General features: G+C 70.0%; 18 protein-coding genes and 1 CRISPR repeat array. Of the genes, 4 read left to right on the top strand and 14 right to left on the bottom strand.

The features are described 5' to 3' along the window. Window positions 1–127: 127 nt before the first annotated feature. From valS to ACGFIK_RS19760, 5 genes are all read right to left on the bottom strand, one after another. Complete coding sequence (gene valS / locus ACGFIK_RS19780; RefSeq protein WP_393340578.1) at window positions 128–2743, bottom strand: valine--tRNA ligase; 2616 nt, start codon at window positions 2741–2743, stop codon at window positions 128–130. Between the two features lie 42 nt (window positions 2744–2785). Further along, window positions 2786–4693: an ABC transporter ATP-binding protein gene (locus ACGFIK_RS19775; RefSeq protein WP_327024147.1), complete on the bottom strand. Its 1908-nt coding sequence runs from the start codon at window positions 4691–4693 to the stop codon at window positions 2786–2788. Next, the gene (locus ACGFIK_RS19770) at window positions 4690–6513 is read right to left on the bottom strand and encodes an ABC transporter ATP-binding protein (protein WP_327024148.1); all 1824 of its coding nucleotides are present in this window, start codon (window positions 6511–6513) and stop codon (window positions 4690–4692) included. Before ACGFIK_RS19770 ends, ACGFIK_RS19775 begins: the two co-directional genes overlap by 4 nt. A gap of 146 nt (window positions 6514–6659) precedes the next feature. Beyond that, the gene (locus ACGFIK_RS19765; RefSeq protein ID WP_393340681.1) at window positions 6660–7160 is read right to left on the bottom strand and encodes a methylated-DNA--[protein]-cysteine S-methyltransferase; all 501 of its coding nucleotides are present in this window, start codon (window positions 7158–7160) and stop codon (window positions 6660–6662) included. Window positions 7161–7189: 29 nt separating this feature from the next. Then, window positions 7190–8749, bottom strand: coding sequence for a DNA-3-methyladenine glycosylase 2 family protein (locus ACGFIK_RS19760; RefSeq protein ID WP_393340574.1), 1560 nt, complete (start codon window positions 8747–8749; stop codon window positions 7190–7192). A 393-nt stretch (window positions 8750–9142) separates the two neighbouring features. Between ACGFIK_RS19760 and ACGFIK_RS19755 the strand changes: the two genes are divergently transcribed. From ACGFIK_RS19755 to ACGFIK_RS19745, 3 genes are all read left to right on the top strand, one after another. Continuing rightward, window positions 9143–9628 carry a hypothetical protein gene (locus ACGFIK_RS19755; protein WP_327024149.1) on the top strand — a complete coding sequence of 162 codons (486 nt, stop codon included), beginning with the start codon at window positions 9143–9145 and terminating at the stop codon, window positions 9626–9628. A 61-nt stretch (window positions 9629–9689) separates the two neighbouring features. Continuing rightward, window positions 9690–10775, top strand: a complete 1086-nt coding sequence (gene ychF / locus ACGFIK_RS19750; protein ID WP_327024150.1) for a redox-regulated ATPase YchF — start codon at window positions 9690–9692, stop codon at window positions 10773–10775. Window positions 10776–10827: 52 nt separating this feature from the next. Continuing rightward, complete coding sequence (locus ACGFIK_RS19745; RefSeq protein WP_327024151.1) at window positions 10828–11184, top strand: hypothetical protein; 357 nt, start codon at window positions 10828–10830, stop codon at window positions 11182–11184. A gap of 10 nt (window positions 11185–11194) precedes the next feature. On the opposite strand, the gene ACGFIK_RS19740 is transcribed toward ACGFIK_RS19745, so the two are convergent. Further along, on the bottom strand, window positions 11195–11914 hold the full coding sequence (locus tag ACGFIK_RS19740) for a vancomycin high temperature exclusion protein (protein WP_393340570.1): 720 nt from the start codon (window positions 11912–11914) through the stop codon (window positions 11195–11197). A 162-nt stretch (window positions 11915–12076) separates the two neighbouring features. On the opposite strand from ACGFIK_RS19740, the gene ACGFIK_RS19735 reads away from it, so the two are divergent. Next, a complete protein-coding gene (locus ACGFIK_RS19735; protein WP_327024153.1) occupies window positions 12077–12547 on the top strand; it encodes a hemerythrin domain-containing protein in 471 nt (156 codons plus the stop codon). Between the two features lie 10 nt (window positions 12548–12557). Then, a CRISPR array of direct repeats spans window positions 12558–14294; the repeat unit is 29 nt; unit sequence CGGAACACCCCCACGTGCGTGGGGAGGAC. A gap of 18 nt (window positions 14295–14312) precedes the next feature. On the opposite strand, the gene cas2e is transcribed toward ACGFIK_RS19735, so the two are convergent. The 8 genes from cas2e to cas3 form a co-directional block, all read right to left on the bottom strand. Further along, window positions 14313–14654 carry a type I-E CRISPR-associated endoribonuclease Cas2e gene (gene cas2e / locus ACGFIK_RS19730; RefSeq protein ID WP_393340567.1) on the bottom strand — a complete coding sequence of 114 codons (342 nt, stop codon included), beginning with the start codon at window positions 14652–14654 and terminating at the stop codon, window positions 14313–14315. Window position 14655: 1 nt separating this feature from the next. After that, complete coding sequence (gene cas1e, locus ACGFIK_RS19725) at window positions 14656–15618, bottom strand: type I-E CRISPR-associated endonuclease Cas1e (protein WP_393340564.1); 963 nt, start codon at window positions 15616–15618, stop codon at window positions 14656–14658. After that, complete coding sequence (locus ACGFIK_RS19720) at window positions 15615–16235, bottom strand: type I-E CRISPR-associated protein Cas6/Cse3/CasE (protein ID WP_327024156.1); 621 nt, start codon at window positions 16233–16235, stop codon at window positions 15615–15617. The genes cas1e and ACGFIK_RS19720 overlap by 4 nt, the downstream gene beginning before the upstream one ends. Then, window positions 16232–16990 (bottom strand): type I-E CRISPR-associated protein Cas5/CasD, encoded by a 759-nt coding sequence (cas5e, locus tag ACGFIK_RS19715; protein ID WP_327024157.1) that lies wholly within the window; start codon window positions 16988–16990, stop codon window positions 16232–16234. Before cas5e ends, ACGFIK_RS19720 begins: the two co-directional genes overlap by 4 nt. Then, the gene (gene cas7e / locus ACGFIK_RS19710) at window positions 16987–18129 is read right to left on the bottom strand and encodes a type I-E CRISPR-associated protein Cas7/Cse4/CasC (protein ID WP_327024158.1); all 1143 of its coding nucleotides are present in this window, start codon (window positions 18127–18129) and stop codon (window positions 16987–16989) included. Before cas7e ends, cas5e begins: the two co-directional genes overlap by 4 nt. Further along, a complete protein-coding gene (gene casB / locus ACGFIK_RS19705) occupies window positions 18126–18662 on the bottom strand; it encodes a type I-E CRISPR-associated protein Cse2/CasB (RefSeq protein WP_393340679.1) in 537 nt (178 codons plus the stop codon). The genes cas7e and casB overlap by 4 nt, the downstream gene beginning before the upstream one ends. 131 nt (window positions 18663–18793) lie before the next feature. Further along, window positions 18794–20278, bottom strand: a complete 1485-nt coding sequence (gene casA / locus ACGFIK_RS19700) for a type I-E CRISPR-associated protein Cse1/CasA (RefSeq protein WP_393340560.1) — start codon at window positions 20276–20278, stop codon at window positions 18794–18796. Between the two features lie 90 nt (window positions 20279–20368). Further along, the gene (cas3, locus tag ACGFIK_RS19695) at window positions 20369–23134 is read right to left on the bottom strand and encodes a CRISPR-associated helicase Cas3' (protein WP_393340557.1); all 2766 of its coding nucleotides are present in this window, start codon (window positions 23132–23134) and stop codon (window positions 20369–20371) included. Between the last annotated feature and the right edge of the window lie 302 nt (window positions 23135–23436).

The following is a 23436-nucleotide window of genomic DNA, read 5'->3' as shown; positions in this document are numbered from 1 at the left end:
TTATTAACGCCTGCGGTAGAGGAAGGGCCCCTTATTAACAGTGCCCGATCGCGGTGGATCGGCGCGTGTTAATAGGGGGCCCTTCCTATGCACGAGGCGTTAATAAGGTGCCCTTCCTTACATCCCCTCAGAAGGCGCAGGCGATGACGAGTTCGGGGGTGCGGTCGGCAAGGAGGTCGAGTTTGTCGATGTGCCCGGCCGAACGTAGGTCGTCGACGAACAGGGTCAACTGGTCCAGCACAGCGGCCGGGCCGAGGGCCTCGGCCAACGGGACGGCCGCCTTCATCGACAGCTTCCGCTCGGACTTGGCCCGCCGGACCTGCCCCAGCGCCTCGGCGGCCAACCGCAGCAACCCCGGATCCCCCTCGCCCTGGATCGCCCGCCCCACCTCGTATTTCGTGGGCCAGGGTGACCGGTGCACCGAGCCGTACCGCCACCAGGACCACACCTCCTCGGTCGCGTACGGCAGCACCGGGGCGAACAGCCGCAACTGCACCGACAGCGCGGTGGCCAGGGCGGCCCGGGCCGAATCCGCCCCCGCCCCGGTGCCGTAGGCGCGTTCCTTCACCAACTCGATGTAGTCGTCGCAGAACCGCCAGAAGAAGGACTCCGCGGCCTGCAAGGCGGCGGTGTGGTCGTACGCCTCGAAGGCCGTGGTGGCGGTCGTCACCACCTCGGCCAGGGTGGCGAGCATGGCCCGGTCCAGGGGTTCGGTGGCCGGGGCACGCAGGGCCTCGGCGGCGCCCAGCCCCAGGGCGAAGCGGGAGGCGTTGAGCAGCTTCGTGGCCAGCCGCCGACCGATCTTGATCTGGGTCGGGTCGAAGGCCAGGTCGACCCCGGGACGTCCGGTGGACGCCCAGTACCGCACCGCGTCGGAGCCGTGCTGCTCCAGCAGGGCCATCGGGGTTACCACGTTGCCCTTGGACTTGGACATCTTCTTGCGGTCCGGGTCCAGGATCCAGCCGGACAACTCGGCGGTGTGCCAGGGCAGGGTGCCGTGTTCCAGGTGGGCCCGCACCACCGTGGCGAACAGCCAGGTCCGGATGATCTCCTGCCCCTGGGGACGCAGGTCCATCGGGAAGACCCGGGCGAACAGGTCCGGGTCGGTCTCCCACCCGGCGGCGATCTGCGGGGTCAGCGACGAGGTGGCCCAGGTGTCCAGCACGTCCGGGTCGCCGATGAAACCCCCCGGCATGCCACGTTGGGACTCGTCGTACCCGGCGGGGGCGTCCTCGGAGGGATCGATCGGCAGCGAACCCTCGTCCGGCGTGAGAGGCTGGGACCAGTCCGGCTCGCCAGTGCCGTCGAGCCGGTACCACACCGGCACCGGCACCCCGAAGAACCGCTGCCGGCTGACCAGCCAGTCCCCGGTCAGCCCACTCACCCAGTGTTCGTAGCGGTGCCGCATGTGCTCCGGCACCCAGCGCAGCTCGTCTCCCCGGGCCAGCAACTCCGCCCGCAGGTCGGCGTCCCGGCCACCGTTGCGCAGATACCACTGCCGGGTCGAAACGATCTCCAGCGGCCGGTCACCCCGCTCGTAGAACTTCACCGGATGGCTGATCGGGCGCGGCTCCCCGGCCAGCTCACCCGCCTCGGTCAGCGACTGCACGATGGTGCGTCGGGCCGCGTTGACGGTCTGCCCGGCCAGTGCCGCGTACGGTCGCCCCGGCACCCCGGCCGGCGGCTCCGGCAGCAGCCGGCCGTCCCGCCCGATCACCACCCGGGTGTCCAGGTCCAGCTCCCGCCACCAGGTCACGTCGGTCAGGTCACCGAAGGTGCAGACCATCGCGAGGCCGGTGCCCTTGGCCGGCTCCGCCAGCGGGTGCGCGCGCACCGGCACCTCCACCTCGAACAGGGGAGTACGCACAACGCCGCCGACCAGGTCCGCGTACCGCTCGTCGTCGGGGTGGCAGACCAGGGCCACACATGCCGGCAGCAGCTCCGGACGGGTGGTGTCGATCAGCACCTCCCGCCCGTCGGGGGCGTGGAACCGCAACCGGTGGTACGCCCCCGGCCGCTCCCGATCCTCCAACTCGGCCTGGGCGACCGCGGTGCCGAAGCCGACATCCCACAGGGTCGGCGCCTCCGACTGGTACGCCTCACCCCGGGCCAGGTTGCGTAGGAAGGCCCGCTGCGAGGCGGCCCGGGCCAGCGGACCGATCGTGGTGTACATCAGCGACCAGTCCACCGACAGGCCGAGCCGACGCCACAGCGCCTCGAAGACCTGCTCGTCCTCGGCGGTCAACCGCTCGCACAGCTCGATGAAGTTGCGCCGGGAGATCGGGGTCGGGTCCTTGCGGGCGGCGTCGTCCACCGGCGCGGCCGGGGCCTGCCAGTGCGGGTCGTACGGCAGGGACGGGTCGCAGCGCACCCCGTACACGTTCTGCACCCGGCGTTCGGTGGGCAGCCCGTTGTCGTCCCAGCCGATCGGGTAGAAGACCGTCCGCCCCCGCATCCGCTGGAACCGGGCCACCAGGTCGGTGTGGGTGTACGAGAACACATGCCCCATGTGCAGCTCGCCCGATACGGTCGGCGGCGGGGTGTCGATCGCGTATACGTCCGAGCTACGGCCATCCGGGCTCGGCGAGTCTGACGCCTCGCCGCGACCCCGGACAGCCGCCTTCGAGCGGTCGAACGCGTACGTGCCCTCCTCCTGCCAGCGGCGCGACCAGGTCTCCTCGAGCCCCTCCAGGGTGGGACGCTCGGGGACCCCGGTGCGGGCCGTCCTCGCCGTATCAGTCATCCGTCGATGGTAGGCAGCCACGCGCCGCCGGGCATCGAATTACTACAGCAGCGACTCGACCCACTGGCGGTGCAGGGCGGCGTACCGGCCCTCCCCGGTGACCAGTTCGGCCGGGGGGCCGTCCTCGACTATCCGGCCCTCGTCCAGGACCAGCACCCGGTCGGCGATCTCCACAGTGGAGAGCCGGTGGGCGATCACCACCGCGGTCCGGTCCCGCAGGATGGTGCCCAGGGCATGCTGCACCAGCCGTTCCGTCGGGATGTCCAGCGAGGAGGTGGCCTCGTCCAGGATCAGCACCGCCGGGTCGGCCAGGAAGGCGCGGGCGAAGGCGACCAGTTGCCGCTGCCCGGCGGAGAGGCGCCCGCCGCGCCGGTGCACCTCGGTGGCGTACCCCTGGGGTAGTGCTGTGATGAAGTCGTGGGCGCCGATCGCCCGGGCGGCGGCCTCGACGGCCGCGTCGTCGGCGTCCGGGCGACCGAACCGGATGTTCTCCGCCACGGTGCCACCGAACAGGTGGGTCTCCTGGGTGACCAGCACCACCGCCCGGCGCAACTGCGCATCGGCCACCTGGCGCAGGTCCACCCCGTCCAGGCTGACCGTGCCGGACACCGGGTCGTGGAATCGGGCCAGCAGCTTGGCCAGGGTCGACTTGCCGGCACCGGTCGGCCCGATCAACGCCACCGTCTGCCCGGCGGGGATGGTCAGGTCCAGCCCGGCCAGGATGGGTGCCTGCGGCCGGTACCCGAAGGCGACCTGGCAGAAGGTGACCTTCCCCCGGGCCGGTCCCGACGGCAGGGGCACCGGTCGGGCCGGCTCGGCCACCTCGGGCCGTTCGTCGAGCACCCCGGCCAGCTTCTCCAGGGCGGCTGTGGCCGACTGGAGGGAGTTGTAGAACTGGCTCAGCTCCTGCATGGGCTCGAAGAACCGACGCAGGTACAGCAGGAAGGCCGCCAGCACCCCCACCCCGGTCTCCCCGCCGAGCACCCGGGCCCCGCCGTAGCAGAGCACCACCGCCACGGTGATGTTGCCGATCAGCTTGATCCCCGGCGCGTAGGTGGCGATCAGCCGGTAGGCGCGCCGGCTGGCGCGGCGGTACTCGTCATTGACGGAGGCGAAGATGTCCTGGTTGCGCGGCTCCCGACGGTAGGCCTGCACGGCCCGGATGCCCCGCATCGACTCCACGAAGTGGACGATGACCAGCGCCATGGCCTCCCGGGTGTGGCGGTAGGCCACCGCCGAGGCCCGGGCGAACCAGCGGGACAGCCAGAACAGCAGCGGGAAGGCCAGCAGGGTGACCGCGGCCAGCGGCAGATCCAACCAGAGCAGGATGCCGGCCACCGACACGATCGTCAGGGCCGCCATCACCAGGCTCTCCACCCCACCGTCGACCAGCTCGGCGATGGAGTCCATGTCGCTGGTCAGTCGCGAGATCATCCGACCGGAGGTGTACCGCTCGTGGAAGGCCACCGGCAGGCGCAGGAAGTGCTCGTACACCCGTTGGCGCAGATCCAGCAGGACGGCCTGGCCGATCCGGGCGGAGAGGGTGAGGAAGGCCCGTCGGGCGGCGTACTCGATGCCGGTGGCCGCGGCGAAGGCCACCGCGACGGCCGCCAGGGGGCCGGTGTCGCCGTCGCGCAGCGGGTCGATCGCCCGGTCGATGCCGAGCATGACCAGGTACGGCCCGGCCATCGCCGCCGCGTTCTGGGTCAGTAGCAGCGCCACCGCCCCGCCCAGCCGGCCCCGATGCGGGCGCAGCACCTCGGCCAGCAGGGCCCGACTGCGGACCCGCAGCCGAGCCACCGCCTCGGGTGAGCTGTCCTCGGCGAGACTGCGGTCGGCGTGCGGATCGGCGGCCAGCCCCCGCCAGCGCGCCGGATCGACCCCGTCCGCTCGCTGCTCGGGTGTCCGCCCCGGTAACGGGCCGTCCGGCCGATCCGCCCCGCCGGTCACGAGCGCACCAGTGGGGGACCGCCCGGTGCCGGGCCGACCCCGGCCGGCTCGGCGGAGAGCAACCTGCGGTACGCCGGCACCTCGGCCAGCAGGTCGGTGTGCCGCCCCACGGCGGTGATCCGCCCCTCCTGAAGGAGGGCCACCCGGTCGGCCAGGGCGATCGTGGAGGGCCGGTGCACCACCACCAGCGCGGTCATCTCCCGCAGCACCTGCTTGAGGGCGGACTCCACCAGGGCCTCGGTGTGCACGTCTAGGGCGGAGAGCGGATCGTCCAGGACCAGCACCGCGGGCCGCACCAGCACCGCCCGGGCCAACGCCAGGCGCTGCCGTTGCCCGCCGGACAGCGACAGCCCCTGCTCGCCCAGCCGGGTCTCCAACCCCCACGGCAGGTCGTACGCGAAATCGGCCTGGGCCAGGGCCAGGGCCGCCCGCACCTCCTCGGCACCGGCGTCGGGCCGACCCAGGGTGAGGTTCTCCCACACCGACATGGAGAACAGGGTGGGTTCCTCGAAGGCCACCGCGACCAGCCGACGCAGCGAGGTCAATTGCAGTTCCCGCAGGTCGTGCCCGTCCAGAGTGATCCGGCCCGCGGTGACCTCGTGCAGCCGGGGCACCAGGGACAGCACTGTGCTCTTGCCGCTGCCGGTGGCACCGACCAGCGCCAGGGTCTCCCCGGGCTCGACGGTCAGGTCGATGCCGTCCAGCACGGGTGCGGCGGTACCCGGATAGCGGAAGGTGACCGCCTCGAAGCGGAGTCGACCGCGTACCTCCGACCGGGGCAGGGCGATGGCCCCGGGGGAGTCGACGATGGCCGGCGGGGTGTCCAGCACCTCCTGAATCCGGTCGGCGGCGGTGGCCGCCTCCTGCCCGTTGGCGATGATCCAACCCAGCGACTGCACCGGCCAGATCAGCATCAACTGGAGGCTGGCGAAGGCGACCAGTTCGCCGATGCTGAGCCGCCCCTGAGCCACTGCGGCGGCCCCGGCCACCAGCACGATGCCCAGGGTCAGGTTCGGCACCAGATCGAGCAGGGCGGCGGTACGACCCAGCAGCCGGCCCTTGCGCACCCCGGTGTCGTGCAACGCCCGGGTGCTGGTCGCGAACCGGGCGGTCAGTTGGGGCCCCCGCCCGTACGCCTTCATGGTGCGCAGCCCCTGCGCGGTCTCCTCGACCTGGGTGGCGACATCCCCCTGCTGGTCCTGCATCCGGCGGGAGGCGGCGTGGTAGTACCGCCCGAAGCGACGGGAGATCAGGAACAGGGGCACCGCGCTGGCCGCCACCAGCAGGCCGAGCACCGGATGCAGCCGGATCAGCAGCACGATCACGACCAGGTAGGTGGCCAGGTTGAGGACGAGGAAGAACAGCCCGAAGGCCAGGAATCGGCGCAGCACCGACAGGTCGGTGGTGATCCGGGAGAGCAACTGGCCGGAGGGCCACCGGTCGTGGAAGCTGGCCGGCAGCCGCTGAAGGTGGGCGTAGAGGTCGTCCCGGATCCTCGTCTCCATCGCCACCGAGGAGGACGACTGCACCCACCGGCGAATGAAGATCAGCAGGGCCTCGACCAGGCCGAGGACCAGCGCCAGCCCGGCCAGTTGGAACAATCCCACCAGGTCCCGGTCGGCCACCGGGCCATCGACCACCCGCTGAGCCACCAGGGGTACGGCGATTCCCGCCCCGGTCGCGGCGAGACCGGCCAGCAGCAGGAGACTGAACTCCACGACGTGCGGACGCAGATAGCGCCGCAGCCGCCACAGGTTACCGAGTGGATGTCGCCTGACCTCGGCCCGTCCGGCCGGGCCGTCGCCGCTCCCCGCAGCCACCAGCCGACGGTAGCGGTAAATGAGCAGGGTGAATGTGTCAGCTTGTTGTCAGTGGTGTTGCCCTTCTCCTTATCGACAACGACGACTACGGTCCCACCCCTCGTAGGCGGTGTCGGCCCTGGCTGACGTCGATCCCTTGCCTGGGGCTACGGCCGACCACCCTGCTCGTGGGCTAGCAGCCATTCCTTGACCGGCAACCCCCAGCGGTAGCCGCCCAACCTCCCATCGGTACGCAGCACCCGGTGGCAGGGGACGAACAGGGCGGCGGCGTTGCGGGCACAGGCCGAGGCGGCGGCGCGCACCGCAGCCGGGCGACCGGCCAGGGCGGCGTACCCGGTGTAGGTGACCGGCTGGCCCGGTTTCACCTCGCGCAACATCTCCCAGGCGTACGCCATGAAGGCCCCGCCGCTGTGCTGCTCGACCGGCACCTCGTCGATCGCGGTCAGGTCACCGTCCAGGTAGGCGGCCACGGCTGCGGTGACCGGACCCAGTTCGCGCCGCAGGCGGGGCTCGCCGCGCAGACTGGGATGCATCACCGCCAGCACCTGCGCCGGATCGCCGGTGAACCCGGCCCCCCGCACCGCCCCCTGGGGATCGGCCAGGATCGTGAACGGGCCGACCGGGGTGTCCACGGTGGCGCTGTCCAGGAACGTGCCGCTACGCGGCAAGGTCGTACTCACACTGCTCTCCCCGGTCGAATGGTCACGTCTCCACCCGGCTGAACGGGTGCGGCTCTGACTGGTCGGATGGATATGGCCCTACCTGGTCGGATGGCGGGCCGTGGTCGGGCCGGGGCGGCCCGCCAGAGTCGGACGAGGGCGTACGAGCGCCAGGGCCGCCAGCGGGCGGCGTACCCGTCCAGGGTCGAAGGGCTGTCGGGCAGCCCCAGGGCGGCGGCACCCCGGCGTACGGCGAGATCGGTGGGCAGGAACACGTCGGGATCGCCGAGCGCCCGCATCGCGAGGTACCCGGCGGTCCACGGCCCGATCCCCGGAAGCTGTGTCAACCGCCGCGCCACCTCATCCCGCTCCCCACCGGCCTCCAGATCGAGCCCGTCCTCCACCACCGCCCGCGCCACCGCCCGAATCGCCTCCCGCCGTCCCACCGGCATCCGAAACCCCGCATCCGGCGCCGCCAACACCTCCTGCGGCCCCGGAAAACCCCCTGTCGAATCGATCATGAGGCGCGCTTTGCCGGGTTGGTCGGCGCGGAGGGTGGCGATCAGGTGGGTGAGGGTGGTGCGGGCGGAGGCCAGGGAGACCTGCTGGGTGGCTATCGCGCGGACGACCATCTCGAAGCCGTCGACGGCGTGGGGGACCCGTATCCCGGGTTCGGTAGCCACGGCGGCGGCCAGTGCGGGGTCGGCGGCCAGGGTCTGATCGACCGCTACCGGGTCCGCGTCCAGGTCGAACAGGTGCCGGCAGCGGGCCACGGCCGGGGCCAGGTCCCGCAGATCGGTAAGCCGTAGGGCCGCCACGACATGCCCCTCCGCCGGGGTCAGCGCCACCTCGCCGGTGCCGTGCGGCAACCGCAACCCCCGGCGGTACGTCCCACCCTGGACCTCGTCGACCCCGGGCAGAGTACGCGCGGCCAGGAAGTCGAGCAGGGCACCCGCGTGCAGGGGCGGCCGGTACGCCAACCGCAGCGTGATCGTGCCCGATTCGCTGAGGGCCGTCCGCCGCCCGACCCGAAGCTGGGAGGGCGGCACCCCGTACACCTCGCGGATCGTGTCGTTGAACTGCCGGACGCTGCCGAATCCGGCGGCGAAGGCGATCTCGGCCAGACCAAGCTCGGTGCTCTCGATCAGGGTGCGGGCGGTCTGCGCCCGCTGCGCCCGGGCCAGCGCCAGCGGCCCGGCACCGAGTTCGGCCCGGAGCATCCGGTGCAGATGCCGTTCGGTGTAGCCGAGCCGGGCTGCCAACCCGGGCACCCCCTCCCGATCCACCACCCCGTCGGCGATCAACCGCATCGCCCGGCCCACCACGTCGGCGCGGAGGTCCCATTCCGGCGACCCGGGTGCCACGTCCGGCCGACAACGCCGGCAGGCCCGCAGCCCGGCCCCCTGAGCAGCCGCAGCCGAGGGAAAGAACCGGACGTTGTGCCGCTTCGGTGTCACCGCCGGACAAGACGGCCGACAGTAGATCCCGGTGGAGGTCACGCCGGTGTAGAACCACCCGTCGAACCGCTGGTCACGGCTGTCCACCGCCCGATAACACCGCTCAAAGTCCAGCTCCACACCCCCGATCATCCGCCCCACCCCGGCCTCCCGACTGGCGGCTTTCAGACCCCACCCTGCCCCTCGCTCCACCCTGCCGCCAGCCCTGGAACCCGTAGCGCCACCCCACACCACCCCGCCCTCACGCGCCGCCCCGCCCGCCCCGCCCCGCCCTCACGCGCTGCCCCGCCCGCCCCGCCCCGTCGATCATGCAGTTTCTGTCGGGACAAAAGAGACCTATCGGGGCGAATAAGCGACCAAAAGTGCAAGATCGAGGGGGCGGGGCGGGCGGGGCGGGAGGCGCGGTGGGGACGGGGAGGGAGGTGGGGCGGGGGCGGGGTGGGGGTGGGTGGGGCGGGAAGTGTCGGTTGTGGTGGGTAGCGTGCGCGCCAGCAACTCAAGAAGGGGCTGGCGATGGCGAGCGTGGTGGGTCGGGCGGCGGAACCGAGGCAGGGGCAACCGCCGCTGGACGAGGCCGTGGTCCAGCGCTTCTACGAGCGGATGCGCGCGGTAGCGCCGGCAGCGGTCGGCGCCATCGATCGGGACCGTGCCGACGACCCGGCCCGGGCCTTCGCCGACACGGCCTGCGGGCGACTGCTGCGCTCGCTCGACGACGACGGCGTACGGGCGCTCGGCATGTGGGTGCACCACTGGTGCATGCGCTTCTACGACGACGACACCCGGGCCGCACTGCGACTGCTGCGGGAGATCGCCGGCCGCCCGAGGCTCGGCTGGACGGCCGACGAGGTGCACTGGATGCTCCGCGAGTCGCACCAGGCCAACCCCCACGCCGCCGCCCGACTGACCCTTCCGCTGGCTGCCGCCGCCGAACTGGCCCCGGGCACCCTGCGGATCGACACCCCGGTGCCCCAGCAGGCCGCCCCGACCCGCCACAGCTGACGAACCGGACCTGACCCACCGCTGCCCGGGGGTGCCGGGCGGCGGCGTAAGCTGGCTCGTCGTGAGTCTCACCATCGGCATCGTCGGCCTGCCCAACGTCGGCAAGAGCACCCTGTTCAACGCGCTGACCAAGAACGACGTGCTCGCGGCGAACTACCCGTTCGCCACCATCGAGCCCAACGTCGGGGTGGTCGGGCTGCCGGACGAGCGACTGCACAAGCTCGCCGAGATCTTCGGATCGCAGAAGGTGATCCCCGCCCCGGTGTCGTTCGTCGACATCGCCGGGCTGGTCCGGGGCGCCTCCAAGGGGCAGGGGCGCGGCAACGCCTTCCTGGCCAACATCCGCGACGCCTCGGCGATCTGCCAGGTGGTACGCGCCTTCTCCGACCCGAACGTGGTGCATGTCGACGGCAAGGTCTCCCCGGCCGACGACATCGAGACGATCAACACCGAGCTGATCCTGGCCGACCTCCAGACCCTGGAGAAGGCGCTGCCCCGGCTGGAGAAGGAAGCCAAGCTCCGCAAGGACCGGGCCGCCGCGGTCACCGCGGCCAAGCAGGCCGTCGAGGTCCTGGACGCCGGTACGACCCTGTACGCGGGCGCCAAGGACGCCGGTATCGAGCTGGAGCACCTGCGTGAGCTGCACCTGCTCACCACCAAGCCGTTCCTGTACGTCTTCAACGTCGACGAGGCCGAGCTGAACAACGCCGAGTTCCTCGACGAACTGCGGGCGCTGGTGGCCCCGGCCGAAGCGGTCTTCATGGACGCCAAGATCGAATCGGAGCTGGTGGACCTGCCCGAGGAGGAGGCCCGCGAGCTGCTGGAGTCGATCGGGCAGTCCGAGCCGGGCCTGAACCAGCTGGTCCGGGTGGGCTTCCGCACCCTCGGCCTCCAGACGTACCTCACCGCCGGGCCGAAGGAAGCGCGGGCCTGGACCGTGCCGGTCGGGGCGACCGCCCCGGAGGCCGCCGGGGTGATCCACTCCGACTTCCAGCGCGGCTTCATCAAGGCCGAGGTCGTCTCCTACGACGACCTGGTCGCGGCCGGTTCGATGGCGGCGGCCAAGGCGGCGGGCAAGGTCCGCATCGAAGGCAAGGAGTACGTCATGCAGGACGGCGACGTCGTGGAGTTCCGCTTCAACGTCTGAATCCGGAGCCGGACGTATCGACGGCGATGCCGATCGGGGCGAGACTGGACAGATGTTGTCAGTCACCCCGAAAGGCCCGCGGAAGACCAATCTCGGCCGGGCGCTGCTGCACCTGTTCGGGTGGTACGCGGCCGTGGTGTTCGCCTTCGTCGCGCTGGCGTACGCCTTGCCGAACACCGGTGACCCCGACTGCCAGGACACCTCCTGCTCCTCGCTACGGGAAGGTGTGCTCCTCGCGGGGCTCTTCTATGGTGGCCCGGCGCTCCTGGTGGCGTTGCTCGTCAGCCTGCTGACGCTCGGGCTCATCATCGCCCGGCGACCGCAGAGCCCGGCTCACCGGGTCGGGTTCGTCAGCGCCCTCCCGGCCTTCCTCGTGCTCGCCGCCGGCATCTGCGTCGTGCTCCGGTAACCCCCGTCGGTCATCCGGCACGGAGGGCGTCGTCCACCCCGGGCTCGCGGGGACCCAGGTGCACCGGGTCGCGGCCGGAGAGTACGTCCAGCGCCGCCTTGACGCTGGCGCCGTACTCCCGGGTGGAACTGATCCGCCAGGTGTGGGCGTACTCCCGGGCGGTTTCGTCGCCGACCCCGACGGCGTCCACGCCGAGGTGGCGGCAGACCGTGACGGCGCGGGCCAGGTGGAACTGCTGGGTCACCACGGTCGCCCGCTCCACCCCGAAGATCCGCTTGGCCCGCGCGCAGGAGTCGTACGTGTCGAAGCCGGCGTAGTCCAGGATCACCTTGTCGGTCGGTACCCCGTGCTCGACCAGCCACCGCTGCATCGCCTCGGGCTCGTTGTAGTCGGCGTTCATGTTGTCGCCGGAGACCAGGACGGCCCGGACCTTGCCGGTGGCGTACAACTGGCGGGCGATCTCCAGACGGGCGGTGAGGAAGGGCGCCGGGGTGCCGTCCGGCTGGACCCGGGTGCCCAGCACCAGGGCGACTGGGGTGTCGGGGACGGTCTGCGCGGTGTGCATCCGTCCTTCGGCGCCGGACCGGATCCAGCTCACACTGGCCCAACTCGCGGCGACCAGCAGCAGGGCACCGACCGCACCCGCGAGCACCGCCCGGCGCAGCCAGCGACCGCGACCGTTCTCCCGGATCCGACGCAGCCGGGCCAGCACAACGGTACGGATCGCCATGCTGATCATTATCCCAGGCGGCGCCAGGCGAGACGACGCGTCGATGCGACCCCTGGTACTTTGGCCGCAGCGTCGCGTGCCGGTGGCAGACCGTGTCAGGCATGGAGGCGCCGGACCGAAGGGAATCGATGATGCTTGTCGTCGTACCTTCGTCTCTCACCTGTGGGTGAGGGCGAGCAGACCAGGCTGGTGGCCTGGAGTCATGAGTTGCGCCGGGTGCATGACCGGCTGCGTGAGGCCCTGCGGCTGACCCGGGAGGCTGTGGCCGACGGAGATTCGGCGGAGTCGGCTACCCGCGATCTGCTGCTGTTCTGTCACGGGTTCTGTGCCGCCCTGACCGCCCACCACGAGGGCGAGGACCGCGACCTGTTCCCCGCCATCGCCGAACAGCACCCCGAGCTGCGGGACACCCTGTACTACCTGCGGCAGGACCATTCGATGATCGCGCACCTGCTGACCGGGCTCCAGGCCGCGGTGGCACGGGCCGCCCCGCCGGCAGAACTGGACCGGCACCTGGAGGGGCTGGCGGCCATCATGGAGTCCCACTTCCGCTACGAGGAGCGCCAGCTGCTCACCGTGCTGGACACCCTGGCCCTGACCGCCGACCCCCAGGAGGTCCTGGGACCGCTGTGAGCCGGTAGATCGGAGCACCCCCACGTGCATGGGGAGGACACCGCGTACGCGATGACCGGCTGCGCGACGAGCGGAACACCCCCACGTGCGTGGGGAAGACTGCTCCGTGAACTGGTCCACGAGCTGCTGCGTCGGAGCACCCCCACCTGCGTGGGGAGGATGCATCCGCGCGCAGCGCAAGAGCCTCGGCAAGCGGAGCACCCCCACGTGCGTGGGGAGGACCCATTCTCGACCTTGCGTACGACATCCCCCACCGGAGCACCCCCATGTGCGTGGGGAGGACTAGGTGACCGCGTACGGCAGGCGCGGGGCGTGCGGAACACCCCCACGTGCGTGGGGAGGACGCCTCGAAGGAAAGCCCGAACCCGGCTTCGTACGGAACACCCCCACGTGCGTGGGGAGGACGGCAGGTAGCCCAGCCGCGTCTCGTAGCCCGGCGGAACACCCCCACGTGCGTGGGGAGGACCGACCACGCCCGGTCGCTTCGACTGCGAGCCGCGGAACACCCCCACGTGCGTGGGGAGGACGCTGCACCAGCGCGCTGGAAGCCGCCCGCGACCGGAACACCCCCACGTGCGTGGGGAGGACCTTGTCGGCCTCGGCCGATGCGGCGATCTGGTCGGAACACCCCCACGTGCGTGGGGAGGACATCAGCGGCCGGTAGGTGGTGATCGTGTTCGACGGAACACCCCCACGTGCGTGGGGAGGACGACGAGGGGTGGCAGACGCGCCCGGACAGCCGCGGAACACCCCCACGTGCGTGGGGAGGACGTCCTGGCGCAGCTGCATCACCAGGTACATGCCGGAACACCCCCACGTGCGTGGGGAGGACTCGGCGGCGTCCGGCTGCGACTGGTACGCCTCCGGAACACCCCCACGTGCGTGGGGAGGACGCCGACCACGGCCTCCCAGGCCGGGTGCAGAACGGAACACCCCCACGTGCGTGGGGAGGACCCCACGGTGATCCACGCCATGCGGCGCATCAGCGGAACACCCCCACGTGCGTGGGGAGGACCACCGGGAGTTGCGACGCTCCAACCAGATCGTCGGAACACCCCCACGTGCGTGGGGAGGACGAAGGACCACCGATGAACCTGATCGACAGCACCGGAACACCCCCACGTGCGTGGGGAGGACATCCCGCACCATCTGTTGGACGACTACACCGGCGGAACACCCCCACGTGCGTGGGGAGGACATCTCCTCGGTAAAGAGCCGCTCGTACGGAACCGGAACACCCCCACGTGCGTGGGGAGGACGACGTCTACCCGGTCCAGGTCGGCGAGGCCGCCGGAACACCCCCACGTGCGTGGGGAGGACCCTTGCCGGTGAAGGCGGAGACGCGGGGGAAGAGGAACACCCCCACGTGCGTGGGGAGGACGCATCCGCCGACCGCGCCAAGATCCGTTGCCGCGGAACACCCCCACGTGCGTGGGGAGGACGGGAACGGCCCCGTCGAGGTGGCCCCGGCGGCAGGAACACCCCCACGTGCGTGGGGAGGACTTGCGGGCGTTGTCCTCGGTGCGGTGGGGGATCGGAACACCCCCACGTGCGTGGGGAGGACGCGTACGTCAACGCCAACGCCCGCACCGTGTGCGGAACACCCCCACGTGCGTGGGGAGGACGAGGCATGGGACGCACGTACCGCCGTGGCGGACGGAACACCCCCACGTGCGTGGGGAGGACGCCTGGGCCAGCAGTTGGTACCCGAGGGTCGTCGGAACACCCCCACGTGCGTGGGGAGGACACTTCGCGACCTGGGGTTTTACCAGCCCTCTGGCCAGATTCTTTCAGTGGTGGGGGTGTCTGGCCCGGCGGGTTCCAGTGGGCTCATGGCGACGAGGGCGAGACCGTCGAAGTCGACCGGGCGGCGCCTGCGTTCTCCGGCGGTGCGTAGGGAGAAGCCCTGCTCAGTGTCGTCGGGGTGAATGAGGACAGCGGCACCGTCGCCGACGACGGCGCTTGCTGCGTTCCACAGTTCGTCGCGGACCTTGGCAGAGAGGGTGCCGACGAACATGCCGGGAGTGACCTCGATCATCCAGCGACTGAGGGCTCCCCGCAGGTGGTCGGGTACGGCGGTGGTGGCGAGGACGACCATAGATCCCATGTCAGTCCCAGGAGTCTGAGCCGTAGTTGACGCCGGATGGCACGGCACCCATTTCGGGGTCCCAGAGGGAGGTGATCTCGGCTGCGGGCTGTCGCTGTTTCGGGGTGCTGTCCGGGTCCAAGAGGTGTTGGATGTCCGTGACGATGCCGGGCATCAGCTTCAGTAGGCGGAATTCTTCGCGTAGCTTGCGCCGTACGTCGCGTTCGGGTTGGGCTGAGGTGCTCATGGAGAAGGCTAGGGGCACCGTGATCTTCGCCTTGTAGAGATCGGCGACGTCGTAGACGAAGGCGTGTTGGGTTCCGTTGTGCACGAAGCCGAGTGCCGGTGAACAGCCCAGGGCGAGGATCACCGCGTGAACCACCCCGTACAGGCACGCGCTGGCTGATGACAGCGCCAGATTGACCGGGTCCTGGGTGTCCCAGGAATTCGGGTCGTAGTTGCGGCGGAATTTGCCGGTGCGGTACTTCTGTGCCATGAGCCGGTAGAGGGCCTTCATCCGCTGGCCTTCCATGCCGCGAAGTTGGGCCAGCGTGGTGCCGTCGGGGACGGACTCGCCGAAGCGGCGCTCGTACATGCGTATCGCCACCTGGAGCCGCTTGTCGTCGTCGGCCCAGCTGCGGACCTGCTTCTCCAGCCAGTTGGTGGTCAGGGAAGTCGGGGTGATGCCGGCGTAGCAACGTACGGCGCCGGAGCCGACGCAGACGACGGTGGTGCCGTGTCGGGCGAGGGTCGACATGGCCCGGTGGGTGATCGAGGTGCCGGGCCCGAGGAGGAGACAGCTGATGGCGGCGGTGGGTAGGTAGACGCGTTCGACCCCTTTAGGCGTGTCGACCTGGGCGAGGACGCCGGTGTCGTCCTGGACGATGCGGACGATGTCGGCGTAGAGGAAGCTGAGCGAGTCCGCGACTCGGGGCAGCATGGCCAGGGTCGGTGCGGCGAGTCGCCGTCGTGCGTCGGCAGTCATCGAGCGGGAGCGAGGCTGAGCAGTCCGCAACCGAACGAGCGTCCACGGCCGATGCCGGACAGGACGGCCGCGCGCACCTGGTCGGGGTCGGAGATCACCGCTTGGCCTTCGAACAGTGTGATGGCGTGACGTACCGGGGTCGCACGCCCGATCGCAGCGGGTTGCGGCTGGGCGTGCAGGTTGCGCAGGCTCAGGCCGCTGTCTTCGGCCTTGCGCTGCCACCACTGCTCGGCGTGCTTACCGGAGAGCGCGACGACCTTGCCGGCGTTGTCGCCCTTCCACGCCCGCTTGGAGGCGTTGGCGGCGATCCGGTAGTGCACGACCATTCCGCTGGCCAGGGCCTTGAGCAGCGGGCTGATGTCGCGGGTCTGCACGTTGCCGTAGCCGTCCGGCAGCCGACTGGGGTCAGGCGGCGTGGCCGTCTGAATGAGCAGCACCGGGCCGGCGACGGTGTGGTCGAGGCGGAACAGCACACCTGCCTGGCGGCGTGGCTGATCGCCCAGGTCGTCGGGAACCAACGACATGACCCGACGGTGTACGGCGGTGATGTCGCGCAGGTCGCGTCGGGCTGCCGGGTGTCGGAGGTCGGGTGAGATCCGGGTCAGCCAGGCGGTCACGTTCGGACTCCCTGTAGGTGCTCGTCGAGGGCGGTCAGGTAGCCGACTCCGATGCCCGCACACAGGTCGGCCGGGAGGGTACGGGTGGTGATGTGCACCTGCCGGGTGCGGTAACGCCGCCGGTGCGGGTGCAGGTCCACGGGTACGTCGTTGAGGGTCAGTCTGCTCGCGGCGCCGTCGTCGCTGGGCTCCTCGGTCACGAAGTCGACCGTGACGGTGTCCTCGTTGCTGACAGGGCGGCGCCGATTGAGCGGCAGGTGATCAAGGTGATGGGCCGCGTCGCTGATCGGCCCGCAGAGCAGGAACGGATGCTCCACCGGGCAGGACCGGCGGCCGAGGTATGGCGCCCACACGGGTCTGCTCAATCCCGCGTGCACTTCATCAATAAGAGCCTCCGGCCCGGTGACCGCGACGACGAACACCGCATCTGCCAGGTAGAACCGGCGCGAGACGATCGTGCCGGCACCGGCCTGCCTGCGTTTGCCCTCCGCGGTCGGCACCGTCCGATCGGTGGGCAGACCGCCACCGACGGTGTGGAAGTCGTACATGATCGTGCCGGGCCGGTCGACACGGACGGTGAAGCGCAGCGCGGCGAAGTCGTCCAGCGACTTGCCGCGGGGAAAGCCTTGCGCGGCGGCGATGATGCCGATCATCGCCGACCGGGTGGGGACCTTGGCGGTGTCCCGGACGCTGAAGGTGCTGTGGTCTCCCCACGACTGCATCGGCCCGGCCAGCCGCAGCAGCAGACCGGTCACTGCGTCCTCACGTGGTCGACGGCGGCGGCGACGAGGCTGTCGAAGCTCTGGCAGGCGTCGCCGAGGTGCTCCAGGGCCTTGTCGTCGATGCTGGCGTGCCCGTGATAGAGCAGGCCCCGGTCACCGAGGAGCCGGTAGATGCGGCTCGCATACTCGGCGAGTTGCCGGCGCGACGGCTCGGCGTAGCCGCTGTCCAGCGGCGCGCGTACCGGAGCTTCGAAGGCGCTGGCCAGCGAGACTGGCCGGTTGGCCCGGACCGCGACGTAGGCCAGGTCGGGGACCGTGAAGGGGGCGGTGGAGTTCTTCTTGGCCTGCGGCATCGCGGTGATGAAGGCCGACAGGAACGCCGTGGTGAGTTCGACCGCCGTGGTCTGGTCGCCGAGGTTCTTGACGAGGTCTTCGAGGTTGACGCTGGCGTACCGGTAGAACGTGCCGGTGCTGAATTCGGCGCTGTTCATGTGCCCACTGCCGATCTGGTCGGCATCGGCTTTGAGGTCGTCCACGGCGGTGAAGAAGTCGACCTGCGGATCGGTGGCGTGGGTGGTGAAGGCGTGGGCGACCTGGACCGCGCCGTCGACGTTGGTGCCGGGCAGTTCCGCCAACATCCGCCCGAACAGGTTGATCACGTCGTTGCGTCGACTCAGCGCAGCGCGGACGGCGTCGGCGGGCAGGGGCGCGTCCCCCTTCTTGACTTTCACGGTGCCCGACTGAAGGCCGGTGAGCCGTTCCCGCTGCTGCTCGCAGATGTCGGCCAACTCGTCGAAGGCGCGCTCCGGCAGGTAGAACAGCACCTGCGCCTCGCCGCTCTCCTTGTCCACTTTGAAGCCGTCGGCCTTGACCGCCATCGTGGTGAGCGTGGCCATGACCTGCCCAGCCGCGTAGGTCGCCAGGTCGAGTTCCCAGCCTCGATCGATCAGGCGACGCTGCACGGCTTGCGGCAGTCGGCGGGTGCGCTTGGCGACATCACCGGTGGCGGTTTCCACCTCCTGCCGTACGGCACGCTTCCAGCACTGGCTGGAGACCCGGGTGCGGTCGGCGTAGCCGAAACGCACCGACTTCGGCGAGCCCAGGTCGTCGCGGTTGAGGTTGGCGTACGGGATGGTCTGAAGCAGGTGAATGTCGAGGTAACGGGCGGTCATGCGGATTCCTCCTGGCTCTGGTTCTGCTGGGCGCGGCGGTCGGCGTCGTGCAGGATGCGGTAGTACGACTGGAGCCACCGCTTGGTGACCTGGTCGCGGCGATACCGCCACTGGCAGAGATCGTCGAGGAGTTGCCCCCAGCTCACCTGGACCTCGACCGCTCCGAGATGCTGTGCGACACCAGCGAGATGCTGGTAGATCCCCGGGTAGCCCTGCCGGGCCAGCAGGTGTAGCCGCTTCTCGGCGTTGGCCCGGTTCATCGGCCGGCGACCCTTGCCGGGCTGGCACACCGCCCAGGCCAGCGATGTCCCTAGATTTGGCCGGGTGGCTGAGGCATCACGGGCAGGTGCGGCAACTTCCTCCGTGCCCCACGGATCGGGCGTCTCCCCGGACGGGTCCGGCGTCTCCTCGGCGGTGTCGGTCCCCGACCGGTCCCGAGTGGCTGCCGCGATCATCGCCGCGACGGCGTAGTGGGCGTACTCGTGATCGCTGCGCACGTTAGCCGGGAGCAGCGGTGCGACGACGGCGTGCATGGTGTACGCCTGCTCGGGGGAGCGGCGCAGCCCACGACGCAGCGCTGACCGCTGACCGCGATCACGCAGACAGCGTTCGGTGACCTGCCGGACGAACCAGTCGGAGCGCTTCTCTTCAACGGCCGCAGATGTCACGCAGCGGATCCCTTCTTCGCTGGAGTGGACAGCAACCGGTGTGCTGTCTGAACGGCCCGCACCATTCGTGGGGGACTGGCCTCGCCATCTGCGGCGTGGTCGATGGCTTGGTGGCCGAGTCGAGCGAAGGCCCGGCCGCCTTCGGCGAACCGGCCTTCGCGCACGTGCTCCCAGAACACCGCCTCGGCGCGGGACCAGTAGTACGCCTCGCCGACCCGAGCCCAGGGGCCTTCCCGGTCCTTGGCGTTAGCGACCTCCCGCCATACCTGTCGCAGCGCCGTGCCGACCCGCCGGCCGATGGTCTCGGCTGTCCTGGTCAGCATGGCCACCCCGTCGGCGGTCTCCGGGTCGCGTTCCCGAAGCCAGCCCAATATCGGCGGGGTCATCGCCGTGAACCACTGCCGGTCTTTTGCCTGCCCGTCCTGATCGAACCCGTACGCCCGCACGTGCCCGTCGAGTTCGAGGTCGGCGGCGGCGATCATGATGTCGGGGCGGTGGGTTTTGACCTCGGTGTTGCCGCCCAGCAGGGCGTCGACGTCGCGCCACAGGGCCCGGGATCCGTCGGCCGGGATCTGGTACCAACCACCTTCCTTGTTCTGCCGACGCACCACGTACGGGTCGACCTGCTCCGCGCCGGGAAGCCGCCACGCCCAGGTGACGTAGGCGTCGACCACGGCCTCACCAGCGGCGTCCGGGACCAGCAGTACGGCGTGCCGGGCTCGGCCGGTCAGAGCACCGCCCGGCCACGACGCCGGCCACGGCACACCGAGCGGATCCGGCAGCTCATCTCGCTCCCAGGGGCACAGGTCAGGCCCGTCGCCCTGCCCTGACTGCCGTGGTGGCACGCCCACGACCAGCGACTCGAAGAGGTTCTCCCCGAGCGGGTGGTACGACATGGTGCCTCGCAGCGGGCCGGCGTTGCTGTTGGCGAACTTCTGCCCGGCCACCTCACGGCTGCTGCACCGGCCGGACGCGCCGTAGTACAACTGCGCGATCAGATACCAGGCCGCCTCGTCGGCGTCCACGGCCGCCGCGTCGGCGTCGGTGTGGTGGCCGAACCACACCTGTGTGTTGCCGGCCGGCCGGTCGAACACCAGCTTGTTGACGCCCGAGGACTTGGGGCACTCCTCGGCCAGCCGAGGGTCCTGCATCCACGGGCGGAGGGGATCGAAGAGGTCGAACCGGCCCTGGTATTTCGCGAAGTAGGCGTCGACCTCATCCGGGAGGAACCTGCCCTGGTCGAGCACCTGCACCTGGCGCTTCCGCCACGCCTCTCCGCGCAAGACATCCAGCCCGGTCACCCGCGCGGTGATCGCGTACAGGATCCGCCACAGCCCTGACGCAGCCGGCGGAACCGGTAGAGCCAGGTCCTCGAACTCCGCCGCACGCAGGAACAACTCACGGAATCCGACCTGTTCGGACTTGCCTCCGGCCACCACCGGTATCCACGGCCGATCCACGAGATCGAACGATTTCATCATAAATTGGGACTCCCTGAGAATTCCGGCCTGAGGTTGCCGAACCAAAGGCCCGGTGCGAAGTCTCGTGTCGGATGAGCGACGGAAGTTGACCTAGCTTGCTGCCTCCGCTGAAAGCAACTGAAGACCGAGATTGTCGTCGAGGCGGGCGGTCCGACGCCCCCAGACGGCCGGCGCGGGACCTGTTGGCTCGATGGAGAACCACAGCGGTCTGATCTCCTTGAGCCAGCCGTTGTCGTTCCAGCTCGACGGCAGCGACATCGGAGGCTCATATCCCTTGAGGAGGTCGGCCCGCACCGGGATCGTCTCCTGAAGGATCGTCCGCACGTCCTCGTTCCTGAATCGGCCTCCCGCACCGGAGCCCACCTGCGGAAGCGGGATGCGGTGGTCCGGATCCAGCCATTGCCGGCCCTCTGCGTCGTGGTAACAACAGAGCACCCGCTCGGAGTCGGCGCCCAGGCGTGTGGCCGCCTTCCACTCCGGGATGTCGTTGTGGCTCAGCACAGCCAGGTCGGCAACTTCGGCCGGGTCAGGGATGGTTCCCAACTCGGCGACCCCCCGCACCACCGACCCATCGGCCCGGTATGCGTCGTACTCCGCGCTCAGCACCGGGTCGTCGCTGATCAATCCAGGGACGTAAACCGCCTCCACGTGTTCCTGCACCGATTGGGGTACGGCGATGCTGTCCCTTCCCGCCAGGCGGAGGTGGGTGGCCCGCAGGAGATACGGCGCGTACACCTCACCCCACGTTGCGGGTCGGACGGGCGTGTCCTGCGACGAGTGGCGTGGGTCGAGCACCACCACCCTCGGCTGTTCGGCCCATGACGGCCGTTGGCGTCGGTGACGGTGGCAGCGACCTGCCCGTTGCAGGAGTTGAGCCATCGGTGCGAGGTCGGTAACCAGCAGGTCGAAATCCAGGTCGAGTGACTGCTCGATCACCTGGGTCGCGACCACGATCACCGGAACTGATCTGTCTCCGGCTTTCCCCAGCCTGCCGGTGATCTCCGCTGTGATCTTCTCCCGGCGTCGTGCCGGGAACCGTGAGTGCAGCAGCATCACATCCACGCCCGCAGGCGCCCAGTCGCGGATCAGGAGATAGGTCTGCTGGGCGTCGTTGACCGTGTTGCAGACCACGGCGGCACAGCCGCCACCCTCGGCTACCGGTGCCAGCACCTGTTTGAGCACGGCCCGGCGATCGATCGGATCGGTGACTTCTCCGGTGAGGTGACGGACCGGACGCACGTCGAGCTGGAAGGTCATCATCCTGCCCGCCGCGACCCGCTCGCGCGCCGCCGGTGAGATCGTGACCGCGCCGCCCTTCGTGGCCGGCACGAAGGTCCAACCCGGATACGGTACGGACACCTGCGCCGACTCCGTGCCGGCACCTTCCTCGTACGCCCGCACGAGAGCCGCTGCCTGCGACGACGGCAAGGTTGCCGACAGCAGCACCACGGGGCACCCGTAGTGACCCAGCCAGCTCATCAGCCGCCGCAGCAGGGCGGTCATGTAATCGTCGTAGGCGTGGGCCTCGTCGACGATGAACACCTTGCCGGACAGGCCGAGTAACCGCAGTGCGTTGTGCTTGGTGGTCAGCGCGGCCAGTAGGGCCTGGTCGATGGTGCCCACCGCCATCGGCGCCAACAGTCCGCGCTTGCGACCGCGCAGCCACTCTGGGGCGACCACTTCACCCGTCGGGTCGTCGGACACCACCGGACCCGACTCACCGATCTCGGCCGCCGCCCGTGCCTCATACTCGGCGTTTAGCCACGACATGCTGTGCAGCAGCGTCACCGGCGCGGGACCGTCGGCGAGCTTGGCGGCGAACTTCCGCACCCGGCGATACATCTCATCGGAGGTCGCCATGGTCGGCAAAGCGAAGAAGAAGCCAGTCGCCCCGCAGACTTCCGCCAACCGGCGAGCCGCCACCAGCGCGGCTTCCGTCTTGCCGTCGCCCGTCGCCGCAGTCAGGACCAGCAGCCCCGGACCGTCCACCACAGGCAGCAACTCATCGATGATCGAGAGTTGCAGAGGGTTCGGCTGATATGCGAACAAGTCCGCGAAGCCGGCTGAGCGGTAGGAGGGTGCCTCCAGACCGGCCTCGTTGAGCAGAGCCACAGCCGGCCCGGTCAGGGCGGCGAGATGCGTAGCCGCAGCCTCCACCGTCGTGGTCTCGGGCAACTGCGTCAGTTGCCGCGCCAGAAAATGCTCCTGGCTGGCCAACCAGTCCGCCAGGATGACGAGCCCGGTGATCAGGACACTGGCTGCTGCGTCCACGGCCAGAGGTGGCTGCGGTGAGCCCAGCGCTGCGTGCACCACCCGCAGCAGGGCCGACCGCTGTCTCTCCCACTGCCCCGAGCCCAACTGCGGCCGACCGCCGTGAGGTCCGGCGGTTTGCTGAAATCTCCCATGATGGCCGCCGATGATCTGCGATACGCGATAGGCCACTCGGCTGCTGACCCGCCGCCCCGACTGCGAATATCCGAGCGCACCGAGCAGATCAGGAAGGGCCAATTGACCAGCGGTGTCGTGCCGCAACGAACCGTCGCCGGAAACCTCCTCGTAGGAGCCGGTGCGGCACAAGTCGGCGAACGCGGAGCCGTCCTGCTGCTGAAAGGCGGGCGTCGCCTTACCGACGTCGTGCAACCCGGCCCAGAACATGACCAGTGACTTGGCGTGACCCGCATCGGTGGCCAGCCCTTCGATGATGATCCTGCGCTGGTTGGGAGCGAGGTAACGATCCCACAGCACACCGGCGACGGCAGCGGTGTCGATCAAATGCCAGAGCAGCGGGTATGGCCTCCGAAGGTGTTTAGACTTCCCCCAGATCCCGGCATCGACCTCTTCATGATCGGCACCCACCCGTGTCCTCCCACCACACCTGCGCTCTCAACGGCAACCGAATGCAAACACAGCCCTACGACACTCTCGACCTACCGATGAAAAACCGCACCGAGCCCCGATAAAACCGCAGGTCGCGAAGTGTCCTCCCCACGCACGTGGGGGTGTTCCCCGGAGGTGCGGTCGTGAACGCGACCACCGCAAGTCCTCCCCACGCACGTGGGGGTGTGTCAAGCCCCGGGTTTGATGGACAGTTGGTTAGCTGGTTTTCAGGGGTGCGGTGACCGGGTGGGTCATCGCGTGTAGGGCCTCGTGTTCGGCGG

This window comes from Micromonospora sp. NPDC048871, from assembly GCF_043198155.1.
Taxonomy (GTDB): domain Bacteria; phylum Actinomycetota; class Actinomycetes; order Mycobacteriales; family Micromonosporaceae; genus Micromonospora.
Note: the sequence above shows the minus strand (reverse complement) of the source record. Positions and strands in the feature narration are given on the sequence as shown.

Excerpts from the sequence above, each read along its gene's own strand:
- ACGFIK_RS19755 (WP_327024149.1), top strand. The coding sequence starts at position 9,143 with ATGGCGAGCGTGGTGGGTCGGGCGGCGGAACCGAGGCAGGGGCAACCG.
- casB (WP_393340679.1), bottom strand. The coding sequence starts at position 18,662 with ATGCACGCCGTCGTCGCACCGCTGCTCCCGGCTAACGTGCGCAGCGAT.
- cas7e (WP_327024158.1), bottom strand. The coding sequence starts at position 18,129 with ATGACCGCCCGTTACCTCGACATTCACCTGCTTCAGACCATCCCGTAC.
- ACGFIK_RS19740 (WP_393340570.1), bottom strand. The coding sequence starts at position 11,914 with ATGGCGATCCGTACCGTTGTGCTGGCCCGGCTGCGTCGGATCCGGGAG.
- casA (WP_393340560.1), bottom strand. The coding sequence starts at position 20,278 with ATGATGAAATCGTTCGATCTCGTGGATCGGCCGTGGATACCGGTGGTG.
- valS (WP_393340578.1), bottom strand. The coding sequence starts at position 2,743 with ATGACTGATACGGCGAGGACGGCCCGCACCGGGGTCCCCGAGCGTCCC.
- cas2e (WP_393340567.1), bottom strand. The coding sequence starts at position 14,654 with ATGGGATCTATGGTCGTCCTCGCCACCACCGCCGTACCCGACCACCTG.
- ACGFIK_RS19745 (WP_327024151.1), top strand. The coding sequence starts at position 10,828 with ATGTTGTCAGTCACCCCGAAAGGCCCGCGGAAGACCAATCTCGGCCGG.
- cas1e (WP_393340564.1), bottom strand. The coding sequence starts at position 15,618 with ATGACTGCCGACGCACGACGGCGACTCGCCGCACCGACCCTGGCCATG.